Origin of the sequence: Sphingobium sp. R-21, assembly GCF_049913335.1 — a bacterium.
GTDB lineage: Bacteria > Pseudomonadota > Alphaproteobacteria > Sphingomonadales > Sphingomonadaceae > Sphingobium.
Map to the genome: position 1 here is coordinate 2450385 of NZ_CP184374.1, position 25203 is coordinate 2475587.

Annotated in this window: 24 protein-coding genes; 5 read left to right on the forward strand and 19 right to left on the reverse strand. The window is 63.9% G+C overall.

What is annotated here, in order from left to right; translation table 11 throughout:
- Positions 1-39: 39 nt before the first annotated feature.
- Genes ACN9MX_RS11720 through ACN9MX_RS11745 form a run of 6 tightly spaced genes read right to left on the reverse strand, consistent with a single transcriptional unit; the run spans position 40 to position 5843 of the window.
- The gene (locus tag ACN9MX_RS11720; RefSeq protein WP_414714633.1) at positions 40-942 is read right to left on the reverse strand and encodes a ParB/RepB/Spo0J family partition protein; all 903 of its coding nucleotides are present in this window, start codon (positions 940-942) and stop codon (positions 40-42) included.
- Positions 943-956: 14 nt separating this feature from the next.
- On the reverse strand, positions 957-1739 hold the full coding sequence (locus ACN9MX_RS11725; protein ID WP_363739742.1) for a ParA family protein: 783 nt from the start codon (positions 1737-1739) through the stop codon (positions 957-959).
- Positions 1736-2374, reverse strand: a complete 639-nt coding sequence (gene rsmG / locus ACN9MX_RS11730) for a 16S rRNA (guanine(527)-N(7))-methyltransferase RsmG (RefSeq protein WP_363827236.1) — start codon at positions 2372-2374, stop codon at positions 1736-1738. The genes ACN9MX_RS11725 and rsmG overlap by 4 nt, the downstream gene beginning before the upstream one ends.
- Positions 2371-4221, reverse strand: a complete 1851-nt coding sequence (gene mnmG, locus ACN9MX_RS11735; protein ID WP_363827239.1) for a tRNA uridine-5-carboxymethylaminomethyl(34) synthesis enzyme MnmG — start codon at positions 4219-4221, stop codon at positions 2371-2373. The genes rsmG and mnmG overlap by 4 nt, the downstream gene beginning before the upstream one ends.
- A 58-nt stretch (positions 4222-4279) precedes the next feature.
- Positions 4280-5563, reverse strand: coding sequence for a tRNA uridine-5-carboxymethylaminomethyl(34) synthesis GTPase MnmE (gene mnmE, locus ACN9MX_RS11740; protein WP_363827286.1), 1284 nt, complete (start codon positions 5561-5563; stop codon positions 4280-4282).
- 19 nt (positions 5564-5582) lie between these two features.
- A complete protein-coding gene (locus ACN9MX_RS11745; RefSeq protein WP_133654498.1) occupies positions 5583-5843 on the reverse strand; it encodes a DUF6489 family protein in 261 nt (86 codons plus the stop codon).
- A gap of 149 nt (positions 5844-5992) precedes the next feature.
- Here ACN9MX_RS11745 and ACN9MX_RS11750 point away from each other — a divergent pair, with 149 nt between their 5' ends.
- Positions 5993-6691, forward strand: a complete 699-nt coding sequence (locus ACN9MX_RS11750; protein ID WP_133654499.1) for a dienelactone hydrolase family protein — start codon at positions 5993-5995, stop codon at positions 6689-6691.
- A 13-nt stretch (positions 6692-6704) separates the two neighbouring features.
- The gene (locus ACN9MX_RS11755) at positions 6705-7673 is read left to right on the forward strand and encodes a quinone oxidoreductase family protein (protein ID WP_363756460.1); all 969 of its coding nucleotides are present in this window, start codon (positions 6705-6707) and stop codon (positions 7671-7673) included.
- 59 nt (positions 7674-7732) lie between these two features.
- Here ACN9MX_RS11755 and ACN9MX_RS11760 read toward each other — a convergent pair whose 3' ends face one another.
- A complete protein-coding gene (locus tag ACN9MX_RS11760; protein ID WP_363739800.1) occupies positions 7733-8452 on the reverse strand; it encodes a YjbE family putative metal transport protein in 720 nt (239 codons plus the stop codon).
- A 121-nt stretch (positions 8453-8573) separates the two neighbouring features.
- Positions 8574-9830, reverse strand: a complete 1257-nt coding sequence (gene rho, locus ACN9MX_RS11765; RefSeq protein WP_133654500.1) for a transcription termination factor Rho — start codon at positions 9828-9830, stop codon at positions 8574-8576.
- Positions 9831-10087: 257 nt separating this feature from the next.
- Here rho and ACN9MX_RS11770 point away from each other — a divergent pair, with 257 nt between their 5' ends.
- The gene (locus ACN9MX_RS11770) at positions 10088-11092 is read left to right on the forward strand and encodes an aspartyl protease family protein (protein WP_363827243.1); all 1005 of its coding nucleotides are present in this window, start codon (positions 10088-10090) and stop codon (positions 11090-11092) included.
- An 80-nt stretch (positions 11093-11172) separates the two neighbouring features.
- Here the strand turns inward: ACN9MX_RS11770 and ACN9MX_RS11775 are convergent, their stop codons facing one another.
- The 6 genes from ACN9MX_RS11775 to ACN9MX_RS11800 all read right to left on the reverse strand — a co-directional run bounded on the left by ACN9MX_RS11775 (position 11173) and on the right by ACN9MX_RS11800 (position 18646).
- Positions 11173-13263: a transglycosylase domain-containing protein gene (locus tag ACN9MX_RS11775; RefSeq protein ID WP_363827246.1), complete on the reverse strand. Its 2091-nt coding sequence runs from the start codon at positions 13261-13263 to the stop codon at positions 11173-11175.
- 171 nt (positions 13264-13434) lie between these two features.
- Entirely contained in the window at positions 13435-13839 is a 405-nt protein-coding gene (gene msrB, locus ACN9MX_RS11780) for a peptide-methionine (R)-S-oxide reductase MsrB (RefSeq protein ID WP_133654503.1), read from the reverse strand.
- A 97-nt stretch (positions 13840-13936) separates the two neighbouring features.
- Complete coding sequence (gene holA / locus ACN9MX_RS11785) at positions 13937-14974, reverse strand: DNA polymerase III subunit delta (protein ID WP_133654504.1); 1038 nt, start codon at positions 14972-14974, stop codon at positions 13937-13939.
- A complete protein-coding gene (gene lptE / locus ACN9MX_RS11790) occupies positions 14971-15465 on the reverse strand; it encodes an LPS assembly lipoprotein LptE (protein ID WP_363739759.1) in 495 nt (164 codons plus the stop codon). Before lptE ends, holA begins: the two co-directional genes overlap by 4 nt.
- Before the next feature lie 103 nt (positions 15466-15568).
- Positions 15569-18085, reverse strand: coding sequence for a leucine--tRNA ligase (gene leuS / locus ACN9MX_RS11795; protein WP_426387034.1), 2517 nt, complete (start codon positions 18083-18085; stop codon positions 15569-15571).
- Between the two features lie 111 nt (positions 18086-18196).
- Positions 18197-18646, reverse strand: coding sequence for a DUF3576 domain-containing protein (locus ACN9MX_RS11800; RefSeq protein ID WP_363739802.1), 450 nt, complete (start codon positions 18644-18646; stop codon positions 18197-18199).
- Positions 18647-18875: 229 nt separating this feature from the next.
- Between ACN9MX_RS11800 and ACN9MX_RS11805 the strand changes: the two genes are divergently transcribed.
- Positions 18876-19607 carry a hypothetical protein gene (locus tag ACN9MX_RS11805; protein ID WP_363739763.1) on the forward strand — a complete coding sequence of 244 codons (732 nt, stop codon included), beginning with the start codon at positions 18876-18878 and terminating at the stop codon, positions 19605-19607.
- Between the two features lie 156 nt (positions 19608-19763).
- On the opposite strand, the gene ACN9MX_RS11810 is transcribed toward ACN9MX_RS11805, so the two are convergent.
- Genes ACN9MX_RS11810 through gyrB form a run of 3 tightly spaced genes read right to left on the reverse strand, consistent with a single transcriptional unit; the run spans position 19764 to position 23356 of the window.
- The gene (locus ACN9MX_RS11810) at positions 19764-20270 is read right to left on the reverse strand and encodes a membrane-like protein (protein ID WP_363827289.1); all 507 of its coding nucleotides are present in this window, start codon (positions 20268-20270) and stop codon (positions 19764-19766) included.
- 19 nt (positions 20271-20289) lie between these two features.
- Positions 20290-20844 carry a DNA-3-methyladenine glycosylase I gene (locus tag ACN9MX_RS11815; protein ID WP_363827252.1) on the reverse strand — a complete coding sequence of 185 codons (555 nt, stop codon included), beginning with the start codon at positions 20842-20844 and terminating at the stop codon, positions 20290-20292.
- A gap of 4 nt (positions 20845-20848) precedes the next feature.
- On the reverse strand, positions 20849-23356 hold the full coding sequence (gyrB, locus tag ACN9MX_RS11820; RefSeq protein ID WP_363827254.1) for a DNA topoisomerase (ATP-hydrolyzing) subunit B: 2508 nt from the start codon (positions 23354-23356) through the stop codon (positions 20849-20851).
- A gap of 85 nt (positions 23357-23441) precedes the next feature.
- Between gyrB and ACN9MX_RS11825 the strand changes: the two genes are divergently transcribed.
- Positions 23442-23924 carry a hypothetical protein gene (locus ACN9MX_RS11825; RefSeq protein ID WP_363739769.1) on the forward strand — a complete coding sequence of 161 codons (483 nt, stop codon included), beginning with the start codon at positions 23442-23444 and terminating at the stop codon, positions 23922-23924.
- 25 nt (positions 23925-23949) lie between these two features.
- Here the strand turns inward: ACN9MX_RS11825 and ACN9MX_RS11830 are convergent, their stop codons facing one another.
- Positions 23950-24456, reverse strand: a complete 507-nt coding sequence (locus ACN9MX_RS11830) for a DUF1993 domain-containing protein (RefSeq protein ID WP_363827257.1) — start codon at positions 24454-24456, stop codon at positions 23950-23952.
- A gap of 127 nt (positions 24457-24583) precedes the next feature.
- A complete protein-coding gene (locus ACN9MX_RS11835) occupies positions 24584-25186 on the reverse strand; it encodes a YczE/YyaS/YitT family protein (RefSeq protein ID WP_363827260.1) in 603 nt (200 codons plus the stop codon).
- Between the last annotated feature and the right edge of the window lie 17 nt (positions 25187-25203).

The following is a 25203-nucleotide window of genomic DNA, read 5'->3' on the forward strand; positions in this document are numbered from 1 at the left end:
GCTAAATGCGGCTGCGCACCGGTTCTTTTTACCGGGCTGTCAGATGCGCTCGCCCGAGAGGCGCTGACATAGCATGTCCAGTTGGTCGAGCGTGGAATAATGCAGCGAGAGTATGCCGCTGCCGCCCTGCGCATAGTCTATATCGACCTTTACGCCCAATATGTCGGCGAGATGCTGTTCCAGCGCCGCGATGTCCGGATCATTTTCCTTGATGGCGACGCCACGCCTGCGACCGGGGGCGTCATCGCCCTTCTTCGCGCGGCGGACGAGTTGTTCGGTATCGCGAACGGACAGGCCCCTGGTTTCGACGGTGCGCGCAAGATTTTCGCAATCGGGCGCGCCGATGAGCGCGCGGGCATGGCCCATACTGAGTTTCTGTTCGATCACCTGCTGCTGGACGGGCCGGGGCAGATCCAGCAGGCGCATCAGATTTGCGACATGGCTGCGCGACTTGCCGACCAGGCGCCCGAGCGCTTCCTGGCTGTGCTGAAACTCGGCGATCAGCTTGCGATAGGCCTCCGCTTCCTCGATGGGGTTCAGGTCTTCGCGCTGGATATTCTCGATCAGCGCGATTTCCAGCGTCTCTGCTTCGTCGAAATCGCGCACAATGGCGGGGATGCGATGAAGCTGAGCGCGCTGCGCGGCGCGCCACCGGCGTTCCCCCGCGACGATCTGAAAGCCGCCGCCATGGGGACGGACGATGATCGGTTGAATCACGCCGCGCTTGCCGATGCTTTCGGCCAGTTCCTGCAACGCCCCTTCGTCGAAATGGCGACGGGGCTGTTCCGGATGCGGCTGTATAAGCGCCACTTCAATGCTCTGGATCGCCTTGGTGGAGGGCGGCATCACAGAGGTCGGCGCGACAGGCTCTTCCCGCGCCACATCGCCGAGCAGGGCGGACAGTCCGCGACCAAGACCATGGGGACGCTTCGCCGACTTCATTGCATTGTCGTTATTCAAGCAGCAACCTCCTGCCGGGGCAGGCGCGCGATCAATTCACGCGCCAGACGCATATAGGCTTCCGATCCCGAGCAGCGGAAATCGTAGATCAACGCCGGTACGCCATGGCTGGGCGCCTCCGACAATCGGACATTGCGCGGGATGACCGTGGAAAATACCAGGTCGCCAAGGCATGCCCGCACATCGTCGGCCACCTGATCTGTCAGGCGATTGCGTCGGTCATACATGGTGAGCGCAACGCCCATGATCGACAGGCCGGGATTGAAACGACCACGAATGCGTTCGACGGTCTGAAGAAGCTGGGACAGTCCCTCCAAAGCGAAGAACTCACATTGCAACGGGACGAGCAGCGATTGCGCCGCGACCATCGCGTTGATGGTCAGCAGGCCGAGCGATGGCGGGCAATCGATCAGGCAGATGTCCCAGCGGCCTGGTTGTGCTTCTGTGAGCACCCGTTCCAGACGATGCGTCCGCTCCTCATATTCGATCAACTCGATTTCCGCGCCGGAAAGGTCCTGCGTGGCAGGGACGATGTCGAGCTTGGGCACGCGGGTGCTGATAATCGCATCTTCCAGCGCGCAATTGCCGACCAGCAGGTCGTAGCTGGATTGGACACGATCGGCCTGATTGACGCCAAGCCCGGTCGATGCATTGCCCTGAGGATCAAGGTCGACCAGCAGGACGCGCAGTCCAGTAGCGGCCAGCCCGGTGGCCAGATTGATGGCGGTGGTGGTCTTCCCGACGCCCCCCTTCTGATTGGCTATCGCAATACAGATCATCCTCGGGCTTTCCTCCTGGCGGATCGGATCGCCTGCGCGACGATGATGGCACTATCGGCATCGGTCACGCTGCGTTCCACGTGGAACACACCTTGCCATGATCGAGTCGCGGCCTCCAGTTCATTCTGCGCATTTCGTCCTTTTGGCAGCACCCATATCGTTTTTTCGCCAGCCAGATGTGCCGCCGAGTCGATAAGTTTGGGTAAGGGCGCATAGGCACGGGCGCTGATGACCGCTGCCGTCATGGGCGGCACGGCTTCCACGCGGCCGCCAAAGACGCTCGCATTCGGAAGATCGAGGGCCTGGATGACCGAATTGAGGAAGTCGATCCGCTTGCGCCGGGATTCCACCATCTGGACGGGAGTCTGGGAAAGGATGGCGACGACAACGCCCGGCAGGCCGGCGCCCGATCCCAGGTCGACCCACGGACCCTGCCAGTTCCCGGCGAGCGGAATCAATTGTGCTGAATCAGCGACATGGCGGGACCAGATCTGGGGGCGGGTCGATTCTGCAATGAGATTTTGGCGACCCATCTCCTCCAGAAGGATGGCCACATAGCGTTCGAGGCGCTGCCATGTTTCACGTGAAACATCGAAACGCACTTGCAGCCATTGCCGTGCTTCCTCTTCCGTCACGCGGCGCGCCGCCTGATGTGAACAAGAACGGCTGCCAGGGCTGCAGGCGTGATCCCGCGGATGCGCCCGGCGGCGGCCAGCGTGTCCGGGCGAGCAAGGTTGAGCCGCTCGATCATTTCCGTCGACAGGCCGCCGATGGAGGCGAAATCAAAATCCGCCGGGATGACCACTCGTTCATTGCGGCGCATTTCCGCTATCTCGGCCTCCTGCCTTTCGAGATAGGGCGCATAATGCGCGTCCTCCAATATCTCGTCGCGCAGGTCAGGCGCTATTCGGGACAGAACGGGTGCGAGATCGAAAAGCAGGGCGCGCCCGACTTCCGGAAAACGTGCCCATTCGAACAAGGTCCTGCGTGCGCCATCCTGCCGGACCGTCGCGCCGGACTTCGCCATCTCCGTTGCCGAAAAGGAACGGCTCAGTTCCTCGTTCACCGCGGCACGGTCCTGGTCGCGCCGAATATAATGGGCTGAGCGTTCCGGCCCCAAAACGGAATGGCGGAACCCGATTTTCGACAGCCGGGTTCCCGCATTGTCGGCGCGCAGCCGCAGGCGATATTCGGCCCGGGCGGTCAGCATGCGATAGGGTTCGGTGACGCCCTGCAGGACGAGATCGTCGATCATTACGCCAATATAACTGCTTGCCCGATCGAGGATGAGCGGTTCATCCGCCATCGCCTTGGCCGCCGCATTGATCCCGGCAATCAGTCCCTGCGCCGCTGCTTCCTCATATCCGGTCGTGCCGTTGATCTGCCCCGCGCAGAAGAGACCTGAAATGGCGTGAACTTCCAACGTTGCGTCCAGGGCGCGCGGATCAATATGGTCATATTCCACGGCATAGCCCGGCACCACGATCTCGGCCCTTTCCAGTCCGGTCATGGATCTTACCATTTCCAGTTGCACATCGGCGGGCAGCGAAGTGCTGATGCCGTTGGGATAGACGAGATGATCGTCGAGCCCCTCCGGTTCGAGAAATATCTGGTGTCCGTCGCGGTCGCCGAAGCGGGTCACCTTATCCTCGATGGAGGGGCAATAGCGTGGACCCCGCCCCTCGATCGCTCCGCTGAACAGGGGCGAGCGACCCAGACCGTCCCGGATGATTGCGTGCGTCCGGTCATTGGTGCGCGTGATCGCGCAACTGAGTTGCGGCAATGTGCGGGATGCTGACAGGGCCGACATAGTCCAGCCTTCGCTATCCGATGGCTGCGCCTCCAGCCGGGCCCAATCGATGGTCCGGCCATCCAGCCGTGGCGGCGTCCCTGTCTTCAGCCTTCCGATTGGCAGGTCCAGGGCGCGAAGCTGAACTCCCAAGGCCGTTGCCGCCCTCTCCCCTGTGCGGCCGCCGGTCAGCGCCTCTTCACCACGGAATAATTTGCCGCCCAGAAATGTGCCGGTCGCGAGCACGACTGTGGGAGCATGAAGCGTGCTTCCATCGGCGAGGCTCAGGCCCGCAATCGCGCCCATGGTCAGCAGCAGTCCGACTGCCTCACCCTCGACAATATGAAGTCCCGGCTGAGCGGCGAGCAGTCGATGAATTTCGGCGCGATAGCGCTTGCGGTCCGCCTGGATGCGCGGCCCCTGGACTGCTGCGCCTTTGCTGCTGTTGAGCATGCGATAGTGGATCGCGGCGGCGTCGGCAGCGCGGGCGATCAGCCCGTCCAGCGCATCGACCTCTCGCACCAGATGGCCTTTGCCGAGGCCCCCGATGGCGGGGTTGCAGGACATGGCGCCGACCGTGGCCTTGTCAAAGGTCAGCAGGGCGACGGACGCGCCCTTTCGCGCCGCAGCGCTCGCCGCTTCGCAGCCCGCATGGCCGCCGCCGACCACGATCACGTCATAGCTTGTTCGCATGCGCGCCCCTTAACAGAATTGGGGCGCTCCGGTCAAAACTGTTCCACGTGGAACATGGCTATTTTCCGATGCAGAAGCCGGCGAACAGGCGGTCAAGCATGTCTTCTGTGCCGGCCCGCCCCGTTAGCTGGTCAATAGCCGTGCGCGCCTGCCGCAACTCCTCCGCCACGATCAGCAGATCATCCGATCCATATGCCTGCGTCAGATGCGCATGCAACAACGCCGCTGCATCGCGCTGTCGCCGATGCAGTGCGTAATCCCCCTCACCCGGCAAGAGAGCAGCGGCGCGGTCCAGCAAAATGGATATCAGAGCATCCATCCCCTCCCCCGTCACAGCGGACAGCTCAAGGCCAGGACGATCCTCCCCCTTGGTACGATCGCATTGGGCGGCGATCACTATCGCATCCGGCCGAGGGATATCCGCTGCCGGCCCGAGCCAGAGAATGATGTCGGCCGCCGCCAGTGCGTCACGCGCACGGTCCATGCCGATGGCCTCTATGGCGTCGCTGGTGCGATCGCGCAGGCCCGCCGTGTCGGTGAAGAGAAAGGCGCTGCCGCCAAGAGCAGCAGGCACCTCGATCCGGTCGCGCGTGGTTCCCGCCACGTCGGAAACAATGGCAGCATCGCGCCCTACAAGGCGGTTGAGCAGGGTCGATTTCCCTGCATTGGGCGGACCGGCCAGAACCACGCGAACGCCGTCGCGCAATCTTTCCGCAGAGGGGGATGCGAGCACGGCTTCGACGTCCAATGCCAAATTACTGATATCGCGGCGGATTTGCAGGTCGATATTCTCTTCCGGGACATCATCTTCGTCGGAAAAATCAAGCGCCGCTTCGGTCATTGCGGAAAGGTTCAGCAATGTCTGTCGCCAGCCCTCCACATGCTGCGAAAAATGACCTTCCGCCATCAGGAGAGCCGTCCGCCGCTGCTGCTGCGTCTCTGCCGCGAGGAGGTCGGCGAGGCCCTCCACGGCGTTTAGGTCCATGCGGCCATTGGTGAAGGCCCGCCGCGTGAACTCCCCCGCTTCGGCGCGGCGCAATGTTGCCAGGGAACCCAGTGCGTCCTCCACGGCTGCGATGACGGCGCGGCCGCCATGGCAATGCAATTCGGCCAGATCTTCTCCGGTAGCGGTGTTCGGCCCCGGAAACCACAGCGTCAGCGCCCGGTCGAGCAATGCGCCGTCGCGCGGGTCGTGGAGGGAGGACAGGCGTGCCCTTCTGGGCGGCGGCAACTGACCGGCGATGCTCTGCAGCGCCTGTCCCGCCGCGGGGCCGCTGATCCGGATGACGCCGATGCCCGCGGGCGGAGCGCCGCTGGACAGGGCATAGATGGTGTCCGTCACAGGCGCCGTCGCAGATCGGTCAGCCGGACTTTTTGTCGCCATTCTGACCGGCCATTCCTGACAGGCCAATGTCCATCATCTGCTTGAACAGGCGCATGCCGGCGTCGCCAAGTGGCGAAAAGCTTTTGAACAGCGTCTCCATCTGCTCGACATTCGCTACGCCATCGAAACTGTCCAGCATCGTCTTTACATATTTCTCGTGAATGGGGGTCACATCCGGCAGCCCCAGGAAAGCCCGAGCCTCCGCAGGAGTGCAGTCGACATCAACGCTCACCTTCATATCTTGCTACCTCTTGCTGCGGCCGCCCTTTACAACGCCTCATGCCGCAACAAGGGCGCGCAACGCAAATTTTTTGACGGCAGAGGTGGTTGCGCTTCGCCCTGCAAGCGCCATTATGGCGGCCCGGAACGAATTGGAAGGATTTTCCCATGGCAGCATTCACACCCGTTTCCACGCTGGAGGGCGATGCCCGGTTCGATGTCTATGTTGCCCGGCCGGAAGGAACCCCCAAGGCCGCAATCGTGGTGATCCAGGAGATTTTCGGCGTGAATGAAGGCATTCGCCGCAAATGCGATAGCTGGGCGGCGGCCGGCTATCTCGCTTTGGCGCCTGACCTGTTCTGGCGGGAGGAGCCGCATATCGAACTCGACGCCGATATTCCGGAGGATCTTCAGGCGGCCTTTGGCCTTTTCCAGAAATTCGACCAGAATCAAGGCATTCGGGACATTGAGGCGACGATCAAGGCCGCCCGCGCGGAACTGGGACAAGATGCCAAGGTCGGTCTGGTCGGCTATTGCCTGGGCGGACGGTTGGCGTTCATGTCGGCCTGCCGTACGGACGGCGATGCCTTTGTCGCCTATTATGGCGTCGGCATTGACGGGTTGCTGAATGAACAGCATGCCATAGGCAAGCCGGTGCTGATGCATATCCCCACTGCCGACGGCTTTGTCCCGCCCGAGGTCCAGCAGAAGATGCACGAAGGGCTGAAGGACAACCGCCATGTGATCCTGCATGATTATGAAGGGCTGGATCATGGTTTCGCCGCCGAAATGGGCGCGCGCCGCAATGAAGCGGCGGCGGAACTGGCCGACGGTCGAACCGCTGATTTCTTCGCCGCTCATCTCTGAATCGGATTCCGGCATGACGCAGGCATGGCGGATGGTGGCGCGCAGCCATGGCGGGCCAGACGTGATCGCGCGGGAGGCGTTCGATCCCGGATTGCCGGGGGAAGGCGAATTGCTGATCGCGCAGGATGCCGTGGGGTTGAACTTCATCGACACCTATTATCGCAGCGGCCTCTATTCCGCGCCGCTGCCAACTCCCCTGGGGGCCGAAGGGGCGGGGCATGTCGCCGCCATCGGCCCCGGGGTGGTCGGCTTTGCCGTCGGGGACAAGGTGGGATGTGCCGTGGGACTGGGCGCCTATGCCACGCACCGCATGGTCAGGGCCGACCAAGCGGTCAGGATCCCGGACGTTGTCACGACGCAGGACGCGGCGGCCATGATGCTGAAGGGCATGACCAGCTGCTTTCTGGCGGAGGACATCCTGCCCCTGCAGCCAGGGCAGTTCGCGCTGGTTCATGCGGCGGCAGGCGGCGTCGGCTCCGTGCTGGTGCCGTGGCTGCGCGACAAGGGCGTGATCGTGATCGCCCATTGCGGTTCGCCGGAAAAGGCGGCGACGGTGGAAGCCGATCACAGCCTCTCCGGACCCCTTGAAGGCCTGGCGTCCGTCGTGCGGGAGCTTACCGGCGGGCGCGGCGTCGATATTGTCTATGACGGCGTGGGCAAGGATAGCTGGGCGGCGTCCATCGCCTCTCTCAGGCGGCGCGGCATGATGGTCAGCTATGGCAATGCTTCAGGCGCTGTCCCGCCGATCAGCCTGCTGGAACTCAGCCGGGGCGGGTCGCTCTATGTCACGCGGCCTACATTGTATGACTATGTCGCTACGCCCCAGGAGTTGGCGCGAACCGCCGAAAGACTGTTCGACCGCATGGCGCGCGGGGTGGTGAACACCGTCATCGGCCAGCGTTTTGCCCTGGCCGATGCAGCAGAGGCGCACCGCGCGCTGGAGGCGCGGCAAACCAGGGGAAGCACTGTCCTGATCCCATGATGGGACATCACGGCAAGATCAAGCTGTAGGCCGATCTGATCCGATCAGATCGGCCTGCACTATGCGAACAGCGTCAATATGCCGACCTGATGGTCCACGAAGCCGTCATAGATCATCTTGATCGCGACATAGATGATCACGGCGAGGCCCAGATAGGCGATCCAGCGGAAACGCTCGATATATTTGGCGATGATATTGGCCGCGATGCCCATCAGGGCCACGGAAAGAACAAGCCCGATGATCAGGATGCCCGGATGGTCGCGCGCCGCGCCTGCCACGGCCAGCACATTGTCGAGGCTCATGGAAACGTCCGCGACCGCGACTGCCCAGGCCGCGCCCGCAAAGCTTTTGGCAGGACGCAGGCCGGATATGTCGTCGTCGCTCGTATCGGCGGTGTCGCCGCCCCGTTTCGGGTGCAGTTCCCGCCACATCTTGAACGCGACCCAGAGCAGCAGCAGCCCGCCCGCCAGGATCAGGCCGACGATCTGCATCAGCTGCGTCACCACCAGCGCGAAGCCGATGCGCAGGACCAGCGCGGCGATGATGCCGATCAATATGACCTTCTTGCGCTGTTCCGCAGGGAGGCCCGCCGCCAGCGCGCCGACGACGATCGCATTGTCCCCGGCCAGCAGCACGTCGATCATCAGCACCTGTCCGAACGCCGCCAGCGCGGCGGGCGAGCCGATATTGCTGAAGTCGTTGACGATATGGGCCCAGATATCGGCGGGTGAGCCGATCCCCTGAGCCGCGGCTGCGGCGGTTGCGATTAGGTCGATCATCACGGCCTGACAGTTCCCCTGAAAATAGCGGAGCCGCCAGACCGAAGTCCGACGGCCCCAAAAACATGGCGCTTGAAGCGAAGGCGACCTGCGTCCGTCAGGGACACAACCGCCCTGCCCCTTACTGGTTCATCGAGTCGAAGAAATCCTCGTTGGTCTTGGAATCCTTCATCTTGTCGAGCAGGAATTCCATCGCATCGACGGTGCCCATCTGCATCAGGATACGGCGCAGCACCCACATCTTGCTGAGCTTGGCCTTGTCGACCAGCAACTCTTCCTTGCGGGTGCCCGACTTGCCGACGTCGAGCGCCGGGAAGATGCGCTTGTCCGCCACCTTGCGGTCCAGCACGATTTCCGAGTTGCCGGTGCCCTTGAACTCTTCGAAGATGACTTCGTCCATGCGGCTGCCGGTGTCGATCAGCGCGGTGGCGATGATGGAGAGCGAGCCGCCCTCCTCGATATTGCGCGCGGCGCCGAAGAAGCGCTTGGGGCGCTGGAGCGCATTGGCATCCACGCCGCCGGTCAGCACCTTGCCCGACGAGGGCACGACGGTGTTGTAGGCGCGGCCCAGACGCGTGATCGAGTCGAGCAGGATCACCACGTCCTTCTTGTGTTCCACGAGACGCTTGGCCTTCTCGATCACCATTTCGGCGACCTGGACATGGCGCTGTGCCGGTTCGTCGAAGGTCGAGGAAACGACCTCCCCCTTCACGCTGCGCTGCATGTCGGTGACTTCTTCCGGACGCTCGTCGATCAGGAGGACGATCAGGAAGACTTCGGGATGGTTGTCGGTGATCGCCTTGGCGATGTTCTGGAGCAGGACGGTCTTGCCGGTGCGCGGCGGCGCCACGATCAGGGCGCGCTGGCCCTTGCCCTGCGGCGAAACGATGTCGATGACCCGGGCCGACTTGTCCTTGATCGTCGGGTCGAGCGTGTCCAGAACCAGCTTCTGGGTCGGATAGAGCGGCGTCAGATTGTCGAAATTGACGCGATGGCGGACGACTTCGGGATCGTCGAAATTGACCGAGATGAGCTTGGTCAGCGCGAAATAACGCTCGCCATCCTTGGGCGCGCGGATTTCGCCCTCGACCGTGTCGCCGGTGCGCAGGCCGAATTTGCGGACCTGGTTGGGCGAGACATAGATGTCGTCCGGGCCGGCCAGGAAATTCGCCTCCGGGCTGCGCAAGAAGCCGAAGCCATCGGGCAGCACCTCGATCGTGCCCTCGCCCATGATCTGTTCGCCATTATCGGCCTCGACCTTGAGGATGGCGAACATCAGGTCCTGCTTGCGCAGGGTCGACGCGCCTTCGACGCCCAGCTCCTCCGCCATGGTCACGAGTTCGGCGGGCGCTTTTTTCTTGAGATCCTTGAGGTGCATTCGCGTGAAGTCCGATGGAATGAGAAACAGAGGAAGTAAAATTGGGGAAGGCTGACCCGGCTCATGACTCGGGAGAACCCGCGCCGGACGGGCGGGATAGAATGTTTGGCGTTTAGCGATCCGACATGGCCCAAGTCAAGGTGGCTGAGCCATGGGCGAGCGGTAAATTGGGAATATGCGCCCTGCCGCCAATGAAATGGGATGGGCGGAACCGGCGCGGCCATGCTATACAGGGATAAAATAAGGAGGAACGGGAGATGGGACGCTGGCGCGCCGCTCTGGGCATGGCGATGGTGATCGCCAGTCCTGCGCTTGCCAGCCCTGCCCCCATGAGTCCTCCTCCTGCCATCAGTCCTGCCCCAGTTGCGCAGGACCGTCCTGCTCTGGACCCGGATGATCCGCCGGCCGTGATCCGCACCGTTGCGAGCGACGACGCGCGCATCACCATCCCCATCCAGATCGACGGCAGGGGTCCGTGGAACTTCGTCGTCGATACCGGATCGCAACGCACGGTCATTTCCCGCGCTTTGGCCGAACGGCTCGCCCTGCCCCTGCGGGAGCGGGTGACGGTGATCAGCATGACCGGCCGGGCCGAGGTGGACACCGTTTCGGTTCCGCGCCTGGTCTTCGGCAAGACCGTAGTGGACGATATCGAGGCGCCCGTGCTGGAGGGGGAGCATATCGGCGCTGCCGGCCTTCTGGGTCTGGACGGCCTCCATGCCAAGCGGCTGCTGATGAATTTTCGCACAGGACGGATGGAAATCAGCAGCAGCCAGCGGAGCTTGCGCGATCCCAACGTCATCGTGGTCGAGGCGCGGCGGCGAAAGGGGCAGTTGATCCTGCTCGATTCCGACGTGAACGGAATGAAGGTCAGCATCATCCTCGACACCGGCACATCGATCAGCGTCGGCAACATGGCGCTGATGAACAGGCTGCTGCGCAAGAAGAAGGCGCCTCCGCTGAAGCTGGTGTCGTTGACCAGCGTGACCGGGGAGACGTTGTTCGGCCAGGCGGGACTGATCGAACGGGTGCGGATGGGGCAAGTCATGCTCAGGGCGATGCCGGTGATGTTCGCCGATGCCCAGCCCTTCGCGGAACTGGAGCTTCAGGACAAGCCTGCGCTGCTGCTCGGCATCGACGCGCTGAAGTTGTTCGACCGGGTCGCGATCGATTTCGGGCGGGGGAAGGTCGACTTCCTGCTGCCGGACACGGGGCTGCTCGACCAGAAACGCTTTGCGACGGCGCAGAGGGCCGCAGGCTAGAGCGATTTCCCCGAAAACCGCCCAGGGGTGCTTTTTACGGTAGCGCAACCCTGGCCTTGCAGACGCATGCCGCGCCGCAATCAGGGCGCATTCTGGCGTTGTTGCTGCTGCTGCTGCCGGTTGCGGCCCAGCACATTGTCGATCCACTGCTGGTCCAAACGGGGCGGCTGCGGGCGGTCGGCGGGATTGGGCGCGGCCTGCTGGCCGTCTTCAGGCTGGGCCTCATCCTGGGGCGGCTGTTGTCCCCGCTCGATCGGCAATCCGTTTTCATCGACCATCATGCCGCCTTCGGTCCCGCCGTCGGGTTGGCCATAATAGGCCTCGTTATCCGGTTCGAGCTGCCATTCGGGCAAAGTCACCTGGGTTTCGAACTGTTCGACCGGGCGTTTCGCGACGGCGACCTTCATATAGTCGGCAAAGGCACGCGCGGGTGCCCGGCCGCCCTGGAGAACGCCGACGGCGTGCGCATCGTCGCGGCCCATCCAGACCCCGGTGGTGATGCCGCTGGAAAAGCCCAGGAACCACCCGTCCTTGTTGCTGCTGGTGGTGCCGGTCTTGCCGGCGACGGGGCGGCCGATCTGCGCCGCCCTGCCGGTGCCGGTGCTGACGGCGGTCTGCATCAGGTCGGTCATGCCCGCCGCGACCCAGGGCGCGACCAGTACCCGGCTGGTGTCATCCTGATGCTCGTAGAGGACGCGGCCTTCGGAGGTCGTCACCCTGGTGATGCCATAGGGAGTCACGGCCACGCCCTTGCGCGCGATCGAGGCGAAGGCGCGAGTCATGTCGATCAGGCGCACGTCCGACGTGCCCAGCACCATGGAGGGATGGGTGTTGATCGGCGTGGTGATGCCAAAGCGCCGCGCCATGTCCGCCACGGTGGGGAAGCCCACCTCCACGCCCAGCTTCGCCGCCACGGTGTTGACCGAATAGGCGAAGGCGGTGCGGATATCGATGTCGCCGGAGAAGCGGCCGTTGCTGTTGCGCGGTTTCCACCCGTTGATGTCGACCGGACTGTCGGTGATACCGGTATCGGGCGTATAGCCCGCCTCCAGCGCGGCCATGTAGACGAAGATCTTCCACGCCGACCCCGGCTGGCGCGTCGCGGTGGTGGCGCGGTTGTAGTTGGAACTCACATAGTCCAGTCCGCCGACCATCGCCCGTACCGCGCCATCGCGGTCCAGCGAGACCAGGGCGCCCTGCGTTCCCGTAGGCACATTGGCCTGGATCGCAGCGGTCGCGGCCTTCTGCATGCCGAGGTCGATGGTGGTATAGACCTCCAGCGGCTCATTGGGTTCGTCGATCAGCGTGTCGAGCTGGGGCAGTGCCCAGTCGGTGAAGTAGCGAACGCTGTTCTGCGGCGGTTCTGGGGCCATCTTGACGGCTTCCAGGCCGGCATTGGCGCGCTCCGCCGCGCTGATCTTGCCGTTTTCCTCCATCAGTTCCAGCACCACGCCCGCCCGGCCCCTGGCGGCGTCGGCGTCGGCGGTCGGGGAATAGCTGGAGGGTGCCTTCACCAGACCGGCGACGATCGCGGCTTCGGGAAGGTCGAGGCTGGTGGCGGGATGGCCGAAGAATTTCCGGCTGGCAGCGTCGATGCCATAGGCGCCGCCGCCGAAATAGACCTTGTTGAGGTAAAGCTCGAGGATCTGCCGCTTGGAGAATTTGCGCTCCAGCGCGAGGGCCAGGACCATCTCCCGGACCTTGCGGCCCCAGCTGTAGCTGTTGTTGAGGAAGATGTTGCGCGTCACCTGCTGGGTGATGGTGGACGCGCCCTGCCAGCGCCGCCCGCTGCCGCGACGTTCCAGCGCTACCCAGGCGGCACGGGCCATGCCGATGGGATCGACGCCGGGATGAAGATAAAAGCGCTTGTCCTCGGTCGAGACCATGGCATCGACCATCACCGTCGGGATCTGATCGTAGCTCAGCCAGCGGCCGAAGCTGGGGCCCAGGGAGACGATGACGCTGCCGTCGGCGGCGTGGACGCGGATCATCTGGCCATTGGGCGAGGATTTCAGCGATTCATAGTCGGGCAGCGACTGATAGGCGATCACCACCGCCACCACGATCGCGACAAGCGCGCTGAGGCCGCCGACAAGGCCGATCTTCAGACCCCGCACCAGCCATGTCTTCACTCTGCCCCGCGGTTCGCTGCTCTTGCCTGATCGTGCCATGGTTCGCCCGGATATGCGCTAAACGGAAAGGCGGCCAGTGGAAAAGCCGTGCAGGCCGCGCAAAATCTCCAGCGTCTTTGTGTTTTCCGCGATTTGCCGGCCGCCAGTGATGCCATCGACCAGAATCGCCCAGGGTTTCAAGAGAAAGTCCGCTGTACCGGCGATGAACCGTTATTCGGCGTCGTCACGCGGCTGGAAATCCAGCGACGCGCTGTTCATGCAATAGCGCAGGCCGTTGACGCCCGGCCCGTCGGGAAAGACATGGCCCAGATGCCCGCCGCATTTTGCGCAGCGGACCTCGGTGCGGATCATGCCATGGCTGTTGTCGCGGATTTCGTCCACCGCGTCGATATCGACGGGGGCGGTGAAGCTGGGCCAGCCCGATCCGCTGTCATATTTTTCCTCGGCATCGAACAATTCTGTGCCGCAGCCGGCGCAGAAATAGCGGCCATCGGCCTTGTTGCCGTTATATTTGCCGGTGAAGGCCCGTTCCGTGCCGCCCTCCCGCAGGATATGATATTGTTCGGGGGAAAGGCGCTCGCGCCATTCGGCGTCGGTCAGGTTGAGCTTGTCCATGCCGGCAATATGGCGGTCGGTGGCCGTCCGATCAAGCGCTTAGGAAGGCTTCGCGCAGCGCCGTCATGTTCCTGCCTTCCCGGGGACATGACAGATCCTACCGATCCCGCGCTGCCTGGCGGGCGATGGCGAGCAGTTCGTGGCGGACCATGAGATCGCCCAGGCCCCTGCCGGACCGGCTCGCCCGTTCGGCCTGGGCGAGGCGCTGGATGACGCGGGCGATACCGCCGGCGTCCCATATGCGGACCTGGCGCGTGACGACGCCCTTTTCCTTCCAGAACACCGCCTTGCCCGCCGCCTCTATCGCGCCTTCCAGCCTGCCGCTGTCATCGAAGTCGGCGCGGATGTTGGCAAGCAGCATGGCGCGGGTCAGCAGCGGGCGCAGCACGGCCGCCATCGCCGTCCCCGCCTCCGCCAGGCGCCCCAGTTCGCGATGCATGCCGCGCAGGTCGCCGCCCAGGACCGCGTTCACCAGCGGCCCGGCGTCGCTGTCGGGATTATCGGCGGAAAGCGCGTTCAGCGCCTCCTCCGTCGCCTCGCGCGGGCGATCCGGGGCGGCATCGAGATAGAGGATCAGCTTCTCCACCTCGCCCGCCATCAATGCGCGGTCGCCATTGGCCAAGTCCGCGATGCGGCGACCCAGTTCGGACGAAAGGCGCAGCCCCCCTTCCCGCGCGATCGCGATGGCGATCTGCTCCGCCTCCCGCGCGTCGGGTTGGTAGGAGATGAAGGCCATGGTCTGCTTGTGGTCCAGCACGAGCTTGAGCAGCTTCGAGGTGCCCTTGAGCGCGCCTGCTATGGCAATGACGGGATTGCCGGCCGCCTCCGCCTCCAGCAGGGCGTTGAGGGCAGGCAGCGATTCCTCCCCCATGCCCGTGATGCGGATCCAGCGCTTGTCCCCGAACATGGAGAAGGACGCCGCTTCATCCGCCAGCCGCGCCGGATCGTCGCGCAGCGTCTGCCCGTCCAGGTCGATCCGCTCGGCGTCCGGCCCCATGGAGCGCTCCAGCCGTCGGGCGAGTGCCGTGCTACCCGCTTCGTCGGGGCCATAGAGCAGGAAGAAGCGGCAGTCGGCGGCCGACCCCTGGCCTGCTGCGTCGAGCGCCTTTTCGATCTGGCCCCGATTGGCCTTCAACGCGACCTGTCCCGCGTTGCGAAACGGGCGAGCCGGGCAATGATCTGGTCCGCGATGGTCTGGGACAGCCGTTCGAGCGCCGTGTCTTCCGCCGCGATCGTCGCATATTCGCTGGAGACGACGTCAATGCCAACGTCCGATCCGGCGGTATCGTCCAGAACCTGCGCGCCGGTGGCGCCGTCGATAAGCTGGTAGCGCGCGCGCAGGGTCCGCCGCTCACGCGTGACGGCGGCGTCGGAACGCAGGCCGAAGCCACTGATGTCATCGTCCAGCTTCACCACCAGCTTGTAGCTGGGTCCGGTGCCGGTCATCGCCGCCAGCCGGTCGTTCAGCGCGTTGCGCACCAGCCAGCCGCCCTTGCCCTGGATCGGCTGCACCTCGACATGGCCCAGCGCCTGCGCAACCGCGCCATGGCTGCCTCCGCCATAGACGGGACGCAACCCGCAGGCGGAGAGGGAGGCAAGCAAGAGCAGCGGCAATAAAGGCTTCATGCGCAATCCTATACCCGTTGGCCCCGGGCTTGTCGAAGGGCTGTGCTCTCCCAGGGAGAAGCGCAGGGCTTCGACAGGCGGGGCCCGAACCGATGCCTGGAGTTCAGACGACCAGATTCACCAGACGGTCCGGCACCACAATCACCTTCTTCGGCGTAGCACCGTCCAGAGTCCTCACCACATTGGGCGCGGCCAGGGCGAGGCGCTCCAGTTCCTCCTTCGCCGTGCCCTTGGGCACGGTGATGGTGTCGCGCAGCTTGCCCATGACCTGACAGGCGATGGTGACCTCATCCTCCACCAGCAGCGCGGGATCGACGGCGGGCCAGCCGGCTTCCGCGATCAGTCCCTCCTCGCCCATGTCCGCCCACGCCTCCTCGGCGAGATGTGGCGTCATCGGCGCGACCAGCAGGGCCAGCGCCCGGATCGCCGCGCTGCGGCTGGCCGATGGCTTCGCCTTTTCGACCGCATTGGTGAGTTCGTAGATTTTCGCCACCGCCTTGTTGAAGGACAGTGCCTCGATATCCTTCGCCACGCCGTCGATGGTCTGGTGCAGCTTGCGGTCCAGCGCCTTGTCCGCTCCGTCGGCGACCTTGTCGGCCTCCCCGAACAGGCGCCACAGGCGGTTGACGAAGCGCCAGGAGCCTTCGATGCCGGCTTCGGTCCAGGGCAGGTCGCGCTCCGGCGGGCTGTCGGACAGCATGAACCAGCGGACCGCGTCGGCGCCATATTGGGCGATGATGTCATCGGGATCGACGACATTCTTCTTCGACTTGGACATTTTCTCGACACGGCCGACCGTAACGGAGGCGCCGCCGTCGATCATCACGACCTTGTCGCCCTGCCGCTCCACATCCTGCGGGGCGAGCCAGGCGCCGTCGGGCGATTTGTAGGTCTCATGCGTCACCATGCCCTGGGTGAAGAGGCCGGTGAAGGGTTCGGCAAAGCCCAACTGCCCCATATGCTGGAGCGCGCGGGTCCAGAAGCGCGCATAGAGCAGGTGCAGGATCGCATGTTCCACGCCGCCGATATATTGGCCGACGGGGAGCCACTTCTCCACGGTTTCCCGGTCGAACGGCCTGTCCTTCGGCTGGCTGGCGAAGCGGATGAAATACCAGCTTGAATCCGCGAAGGTGTCCAGCGTGTCGGTCTCACGCTGCGCCGCCTTGCCGCATCGGGGGCAATCGACATGCTTCCAGGTCGGATGCCGGTCCAGCGGATTGCCCGGAACGTCGAAGCCGACATCCTCGGGCAGCACCACGGGAAGCTGGTCCTTGGGCACGCCCACGGGACCGCAATCCTCGCAATGGATGACCGGGATCGGCGTGCCCCAATAACGCTGGCGCGAAACGCCCCAGTCCCTCAGCCGGAAGACGGTGGTGCCGGTGCCCCAGCCGCCCTCTTCGGCGCGGCGGATCACTTCCGCCTTCGCTTCCTCGACGCCCAGGCCGTCGAGGAAGCCGGAATTCACCAGTCTGCCGGGGCCGACATAGGCCTCCTCGCCAATGCCCTTCTGCTCATCGCCCTCGGCCGCGACGACGCGCTCGACCGGCAGCATATATTTGCGCGCGAAGTCGAGATCGCGCTGGTCATGGGCCGGAACCGCCATGACGGCGCCGGTGCCATAGTCCATCAGCACGAAATTCGCCACGAACAGCGGCAGCTTGTGCCCGGTGAAGGGGTGGATCACCGACAGGCCGGTGTCGTATCCCTTCTTCTCCTGGGTTTCGATCTCGGCAGCGGCCGTGCCGGTCTGGCGGCATTCCTCCGCGAAGGCGGCGAGCACCGCATCCTTTTCCGCCAGCGCCAATGCGATCGGGTGATCCGCTGCGACGGCCGCAAAGCTGGCGCCGAAGATCGTGTCAGGCCGGGTCGAGAAAACCTCCAGCTCCCCGATTCCACCCACTGGCGCATCCAGCTTGAAGCGGAACTGCAATCCCACCGACTTGCCGATCCAGTTTTCCTGCATCAGCTTCACCTTGTCGGGCCACTGGTCGAGCGTCTTGAGGCCGGCCAGCAGATCATCCGCGAACTGTGTGATCTTGAGGAACCATTGGGACAGCTTGCGCTTTTCGACCGGGGCGCCGGACCGCCAGCCCTTGCCGTCGATAACCTGCTCGTTCGCCAGCACGGTCATGTCGACCGGATCCCAGTTGACGGCGGATTCCTTGCGATAGACCAGGCCGGCTTCGAGCATGTCGAGGAACAGCGCCTGTTCCTGGCCGTAATAATCCGGCTCGCATGTCGCCAGTTCCCGGCTCCAGTCCAGCGCGAAGCCCAGCTTCTTGAGCTGCGCGCGCATCGTCGCGATGTTGGAGCGGGTCCAGGCGCCCGGATGCACCTTCTTCTCCATCGCGGCGTTTTCAGCTGGCATGCCAAAGGCGTCCCAGCCCATCGGGTGGAGCACCTCATGCCCCGTCATCCGGCGGAAACGCGCCAGCACATCGCCCATCGAATAATTGCGGACATGGCCGATATGGATGCGCCCGGAGGGATAGGGGAACATCTCCAGCACATAGGAACGCGGCTTGTCGCTGCTGTCGGACGCCCTGAACGTCTGCTTCTCGTCCCAGACGGCCTGCCAGCGGGCATCGGCCTCAAGCGGGTTGAAGCGCCTTTGCATGGATGATCCTTAACTCAACTGCCGTTCGCCCCGAGCCTGTCGAAGGGCCGTAATTCCGAAGAAACGCACAGGGCTTGGACAGGCTCGGCCCGAATGGAATATAAGTTGCGGTCAGCCCGCGATCGCCATGCGGCGCAGGTCGCGCGCCTTGGTCAGGATGATCTCTTCCAGCTTCTGCACCGTCGCCGCCTGCACTGGCGCGTCGACCCATTGGCCGCCCTGGCTGACCTGACGGCTGGCGGCGATGCGCAGCGCGTCGGCGCGCAGATCTTGGTCGAGGATCGAGACGGTCAGCTTCATCCGTTCATTGGGGCTGTTGGGATTGGCGTACCAGTCGGTGACGATCACGCCGCCGTTCGAATCCGTCTGCACCATCGGCATGAAGGACAGGGTGTCGAGGCTCGCGCGCCACAGATAGGCGTTGACGCCGATGGTCGTCACCTTCGATGCGGCGAGATCCGCCTTGGGGCGGTCCTTGGCGCCGCCTCCGCACGCGGCGAGCGGCAGGAGTGCGGCCAGCAGCAGACCGGAGGAAAGGCGCGAAGAAAAGCGGCGGACCATCATTATTGTCCCATCAAACGAGTAAATGCCTCGCTTCTATAGAGGACCGGCGGCAATGGGCAAGGGGGACTCCGGGACATGGCGGCAACGGCCCGCCGCGCAACCGGAATGAGTCCTGTGTGTTCCGTGCAACAGCTCGGACAAAAAACGGGTAGCGCTCTACCAATTACAGCGCCTTCCTTATATGAAGGACGATAGAAAACTAGTCGGCGGGGAAGAGATTCGGATCATGGGCCTGAAAAGGGGACATATGGCGTTGGCAGGCTCGGCAGTTGCCGTGGCCGGCTTCATGCTGTCTCCTGCGATCGGCGCCGCGACCGACCTCGTGCGGATGCGCGCCGAAATCCCGGTTTCGCTGGGCGCATTGGGCAGTATTTCTTCCTTCACACCGACGACCAAGGATTCGCGCCTGGCGGCCGCTTATGCGAAGATCGCCGCCTCCGCGAGTCGCCAGAATTTCCGCTTTACCCCCACCAGCGGATCGCTGAGCGGGCAGCGTTCGGTGACCGTCATGGTCCGTGCCGCCGACCTGAACGATCGTGTCGCGGTTAGCCGGACGATCGATGCGGTGAATATCGCGCCGGTCGCCTTCAGCCTCAACAGCGCGCATAACTGGCGCAAGTTCGCCCTGCCCGAAACCGTCGGTCGCAAGGAGCTGGACCCGGTCGCCGTCGAGCCGATGGCAGGCGCCAGGAATTTCTCGCTGGATCAGGAGCGCAAGGATCGTTTCAGCACGAAGGTGCTGATCGAGAGCCGCCGCGAACCCGCCGCGACGATCCGCAACCCCAGTGCGGACAAGGATTATTCGCTGGACCTGGCGAGCTCCTATTCGCTGACGCGCAACCTGAACGTCACGGCGGGCGTGCGCTATAATAACAGCTTCGCCGGGCGGCTGACGCCCATGACCGATGATCGGCAGGACGCGCAGGCCGTTTATCTGGGCACGATCTTCAAATTCTAAAAAGATCAGGATGGGCAGTATCCTGCCTTCCCTGACTTTTGCCGTGTCCGCTGTTCATTCCGGTTAAGCCGAACTATGTTCCGGCCTCTGGCACCTCGCCCTTCCATTCGGGCAGGACAGGCGGGGCTCCCCATGCCGATCGGCAAAGATGCGCCTTCAGGGTTCACCCTGATCATAGCGTGTGCCACCACAGCCATTCAGCGTCCCTTCGCCGAAAGCGAGCGCTACGCGGTCAGACCAGACCGCATCGCTCATGCCATCGCTGCATGGTCCTTCGGTGACGGTCATCGAAAAACCCTCGCCCATAAACCGCACGGCGCGCCCGTCGTCGTTCCGCGATATCGCATAGCGGGCCGGCGCCTTGTCGGGCCGTTCCAGCAAGGCGGTGGAGCCCTTCACCGTCACCGCCCAGAAAGGCTCGGTTCCGATAGCGCGATAGCCATTTTCCGCAGGACGCCTGACGTCCGCAGAGTCTTCCGCTGAGTTGGCCGGCGCGCTTCCATCTGTTCCACGTGGAACCTTTTGTGGAATATTCTCAGAAACTTGGTTCGGCGCCGGGTCAGGCATGGTGATTGGTGTGGAGGCATGAGATTGCGCGACATTGGCCGCGGGCATCTCATCCTTGCCACATCCCGCCAGCGCAACGGCCAGGGCCAATGGCAGCAACCGCCTCATGCCTTTTTCAGACCTCATTCCGCCGGAAGCAATCCAGCGCATGATCGTTCACCATCCCGATCGCCTGCATCCACGCATAAACGATGGTGGGCCCCACAAATTTGAAGCCCCGCTGCTTGAGATCCCTGGAAATCGCCTCTGAAAGATCGGTCCTGGCCGGGAAGGTCAAGCCATCATTCCGGATCGGCTGGCCGTCGACGAACCCCCAGGCATAGGTCGAGAAATCCTCGCCCCCATCCCGCATCGCGCAGAAGATCCGAGCGCCCGTGATCGTCGCCTCGATCTTCGCGCGGGCCCGGACGATGCCGGGGTCGGCCATCAGCCGATCGACATCATCCTCGCCGAATGCCGCGACCCTGTCTGGGTCGAAGCCTGCAAAGGCAACGCGAAAGCTTTCCCGCTTGCGCAATATGGTGATCCAGCTCAGCCCCGCCTGGAAGCCCTCCAGCATGAGCGTTTCCCAGAGCATCCGCGGATCGCGTTCCGGAACGCCCCATTCGCTGTCATGATAGGCGCAATAGAGCGGGTCCGTCCCGGCCCAACCGCAACGGACCTGCTCCATCGGATCAGACGTCCAGATTGGCGACGTTCAGCGCATTGTCCTGGATGAACTCGCGCCGCGGTTCCACCACATCGCCCATCAGCCGGGTGAAGATTTCGTCGGCCACGTCAGCCTGCTCGACCTCCACCCGCAGCATGGAGCGATTATCGGGGTCCAGCGTGGTTTCCCAAAGCTGTTCCGCATTCATTTCGCCCAGGCCCTTATATCGCTGGATCGCCAGTCCCTTGCGCCCGGCGGCGAGGATTGCCTCCAGCAATTCGCTGGGTCGGGTGACCGCAGTCGAACCCTTGGTCGCGACCGGTAGTTCGTCCTCTCCAGCATCCTCGGCGGCGGCTGCCGCCTTGGCCGTGACCAGCCGGCTGGCGGTGCGATAGCTGTCCGCTTCCTCGGTCGCGATGGCGTGCAGCTTGCGCGCTTCGGCCGAACCGATGAAGCCTGCCTCGATCATATGGTGGTCGGTGACGCCGCGCCACAGCCGCTCGAAATGAAAGCCGCCCTCCTCCGCGATCCGGCCGCTCCACCTGCCTTCATCGTCCTGCGCGTCCATCCAGCGGACGGTGTTGGCCAGGCGATCGGCCTGCGCCTCCTGGCTGAGTTCCGGATCAAGCGCGGCGTTGATCGCCAGCGCCTCGATGATTGCGGGATTGTAGCGCCGCGGGACATAACGCATAACCGCCCGCATCCGCCGGCCATGTTCGATCAGGTGGCGCAGGTCTTCGCCTGAGCGCATGCCGCCGGTCGTTTCCAGCGCCATGGATTCAACGCCATTGTCGACCAGATACTGTTCCAGCGCGGCTTCGTTCTTGAGGTAGACCTCCGACCGGCCCCGCGTCGCCTTGTACAGGGGCGGCTGGGCGATATAGAGATGGCCCGCCTCGATGATCTGCGGCATCTGGCGGTAGAAGAAGGTCAGCAGCAGCGTGCGGATGTGCGCGCCATCGACGTCGGCGTCGGTCATGATGACGATCTTGTGGTAGCGCAGCTTTTCCAGGTTGAAATCATCGCGGATGCCCGTGCCCATCGCCTGGATCAGCGTGCCCACCTCCTTGGACGACAGCATCCGGTCGAAACGGGCGCGCTCGACGTTCAGGATCTTGCCCTTCAGCGGCAGGATCGCCTGATTATGGCGGTTTCGTCCCTGCTTGGCCGAACCGCCGGCCGAGTCACCCTCCACCAGGAAGAGTTCGGACTTGGCGGGGTCGCGCTCCTGACAGTCGGCCAGCTTGCCGGGCAGGGACGCGATGTCCATCACGCCCTTACGCCGGGTGAGTTCACGCGCCTTCTTCGCGGCTTCGCGCGCGGCGGCGGCGTCGATCACCTTCTGCACGATCAGGCGGCCATGCTGCGGGTTTTCTTCCAGCCACTCCGCCATCTTGTCCGCCATCAGGCTTTCCAGCGGCTGGCGCACTTCGGACGAAACCAGCTTGTCCTTGGTCTGCGAGGAGAATTTGGGGTCCGGCAGCTTCACCGACACGATGGCGGTAAGCCCCTCCCGCATGTCTTCGCCGGTCAGCGAGACCTTTTCCTTTTTCAGCAGCCCCGATTTGTCCGCATAATTGTTGAGCGTCCGCGTCAACGCCGCGCGGAACGCGGCAAGGTGCGTGCCGCCGTCCCGCTGCGGAATGTTGTTCGTGAAACAGAGGACATTTTCATAATAGCTGTCGTTCCATTCCAGCGCGACGTCGATGGTGACGTCGTCGCGGCTGCCCGAAATGGCGATGGGATCGGGCATCAGCGGCTGCTTGTTGCGGTCCAGCCACTTTACGAAGGCCGCGATGCCGCCCTCATAGAACAGCTCGATCTCTTTCTTCTCCTCATGCCGTGCATCGACCAGGAACAGCCGCACGCCCGAATTGAGGAAGGCGAGTTCGCGATAGCGATGCTCCAGCTTCTCGAAATCGAATTCGGTGTGGTTCTTGAAGGTGCCGCCGTCGCCGGGCACTTTCTCGGTCGAGGGAAGGAAGGTCACGCGCGTGCCCTTCTTGCCTTCTGGCGCGTCGCCGATCACCTTGAGCGGAGCGACGGCGTCGCCATAGGCAAAGCGCATATAATGCTCCTTGCCGTCCCGCCAGATATGGAGGTCAAGATATTCGCTGAGCGCGTTCACCACGGAAACGCCGACGCCATGCAGGCCGCCCGACACCTTGTAGGCATTGTCGTCCGAGGTATTCTCGAACTTCCCGCCAGCGTGGAGCTGGGTCATGATCACCTCTGCCGCCGACACGCCCTCTTCCTTGTGGATGTCGGTGGGGATCCCGCGGCCATTATCCTCGACGCTGACTGAACCGTCGGGATTGAGCGTGATGAGGATGCGGTCGCAATGGCCGGCCAGCGCCTCGTCTATTGCATTGTCGCTGACCTCGAACACCATGTGGTGCAGGCCCGAGCCGTCGTCGGTGTCGCCGATATACATGCCCGGGCGTTTGCGAACGGCGTCCAGACCTTTCAGGACCTTGATGCTGTCGGCGCCATAGGCGTTGTTGTTGGGGCTGTTCTGAATTTCCTCGCTCATGCCGAGCATATAGGGAAAAGGTCCAGCAAACTAAAGCGAAACATGGCGGCTATCGCCTGCCCGAAGCAAGGTCTATCACGCGCCTATGCGCATGATCCTAGCCCTGGCCCTGATGCTTGCCGCCTGCTCCAAGAGCAGCGACGTGCTGGAGGAACTGCCCAACAGTTCCCTGGCGGGTGCGCCGCGGGACGAGATGCCCGATACCCGGCTGGAATCGCATCTCGTCCGCCCCGTGACCATCGGAGAGGACGGTCCGCGCCTCGACGCCTGCGGCGCCATGGGCCAGGCGGTGCGCGTCGGCGCCAGGGGCGCGTCGGTGCGTGCCGCGCCCTTTGCCGACGCCCGGGAAACCGCCCGGATGGCGGAGGGCAGCCGCGCCTGGATCTGCACCCGCAGCCTCGACCAGAAGTGGCTGGGGATCGTGCTGGCTCCCGAACCCCCGGCCGACAATGCGACGGCGCCGATCGATTGCGGCGTCGCTGAACCGGCGGATCGCAAGCAGCCCTATGACGGCCCCTGCCCCAGCGGCTGGGTGTCGAGCGCCGCGATCCGGCTGATCGCGGGCTAGGGAAGAGAGCGTCGAGGTTCTGCGCCTAGATGCCGCCCAGATAGTCCAGCTTGCCCAGAGGCACGTCCGCCTGGCGCAGCAGGGCATAGGCGGTTGTCACATGAAAATAGAAATTGGGTAGCGCAAAGCCCAACGCATGGTTGCGGCCGGTGAAGGGGAAATCGCCGCGTGGGGTCTTGAGCACGACCTGCGCATCCTCCTGCCCGTCGATGCGTTCGCGAGGCACGGATTCGAGGAAAGCGATCGTCTTGGCGATCCGCTGCTGCAACTCGGCAAAGCTCTGTTCGGTGTCGGGCATGGGCAGCGGGTCAAGTTGGCCGATGCGGATGATCGCGCCCTTGGCGCTGTCGCTGGCGAATTGGACCTGGGCGGTGAGGGGCGCCATGTCCTCGATCAGCCTCGCGCTGGTCAGGGTCAGCGGATCGATTCCCTTTTCCTGGGCATAGGCGGCGGCCTTGTCCAGGATCGCGGACAGGTTGCGCAGACCCCGGATGAAGGCGGGAACGGTCAGATCATATAGATCGGTGGCCACTAGGCTCTCCTCATATCGTGCCGATAGGATGCCATAGATATGGCGGCTGGTGCCGCTGTCGATACCCAGGTGAAATAAAAGGACCGGCCGGCGGGTCTCCGTGCCGGCCGGTCAGGGGGCAAAGGGTTCAGAGGAGGACGGGCGCTTCCCGCGGCGCGATGGTGAAGAAGGGCAGGGCATGGTGGACGATCCAGCCGATCGTCGCCGCATAGAGCAAAGTCCCGAGCCCAACCGTGCCGCCCATCAGCCATCCGATCGCCAGCACGCCGATTTCGATGCTGGTGCGCACCCATTTGACCGGCCATCCCGTCCGGCGGCAGAAGCCGGTCATCAATCCGTCGCGCGGTCCCGGTCCCAGCCCCGCGCCGATATAGGCGCCACCCGCAATGCCATTGAGGACGATCCCCGACGCCAGCCAGATGCAGCGCATGGCATAGCCGTCCGGCGTCGGCAGGATCATGAGGCTGAGGTCCACGGCCGTCCCGATCACCGCTATGTTGCAGAGGGTGCCCAGGCCCGGCCGCTGGCGCAACGGCCACCACAACAGCAGGACCGCCGCGCCGACCAGATTGACCGTCATGCCGAAGCTCAGGCCGAGCCGCGACGCGAGCCCCTGATGCAGCACATCCCAGGGATCAAGGCCGAGATTGGCGCGCAGCATCACGGCCATGGCAAAGCCATAAAGGTTGAGGCCCCAGAAAAGCTGGAAAAGGCGGCGCGGCATCATCATGGCTTTTCACATCGAGC